The organism is Pseudomonas sp. 51_B (assembly GCF_017491595.1).
Taxonomy (GTDB): domain Bacteria; phylum Pseudomonadota; class Gammaproteobacteria; order Pseudomonadales; family Pseudomonadaceae; genus Aquipseudomonas; species Aquipseudomonas promysalinigenes.
In genome coordinates this window covers 1-450 of record NZ_JAFGYW010000382.1, presented here as the reverse complement: position 1 = coordinate 450, position 450 = coordinate 1, and the positions used below count along the sequence as shown (strand labels likewise).

General features: G+C 65.3%; 1 protein-coding gene. It reads left to right on the top strand.

Going from position 1 to position 450, the window contains the following annotated elements:
- Window positions 1-309, top strand: a 309-nt coding sequence (gene zapD / locus J5M56_RS25340; RefSeq protein WP_207938102.1) for a cell division protein ZapD, incomplete at its 5' end; no start/stop codon positions are given.
- Window positions 310-450: the final 141 nt, after the last annotated feature.

Below are 450 nucleotides of genomic sequence, written 5' to 3'. Positions count from 1 at the left end.
CTCGCGAACCTCGCGCAAATGCAAGGCAAGACCGGTCAGCATCTGATCGACAACGAGTGGCTCGCGAGCATCCGCAGCCGCGCCGTCATTCCCGGCGGCACGTGCAAGTTCGATCTCCCGTCGTACTACGCATGGCAGCAGTGGCCGGCCGAACAGCGCCGCCACGACATCGCGAAGTGGGCGATGCCGCTCCTGCCGCTGCGCGACGCGGCGATGATCGTGCTGCGCCTCGCGCGAGAATCCGGGCAAGCATCGAAGGTAATGGCGATGCAGGGCAGCTATCAGCAGATGCTGTCCGGCCGCACGTAACAGTTGATGCAGGTGCGCGTGCCGCCCGAGTTGCGCGTGATTCCCGAAGCGAGCGCGAACAAGTACATGCTGTGGGTGCGCTTCACCGCGCAGGACGGCGACGTGCGGCCGGACAGCATCTGCTGATAGCTGCCCTGCATC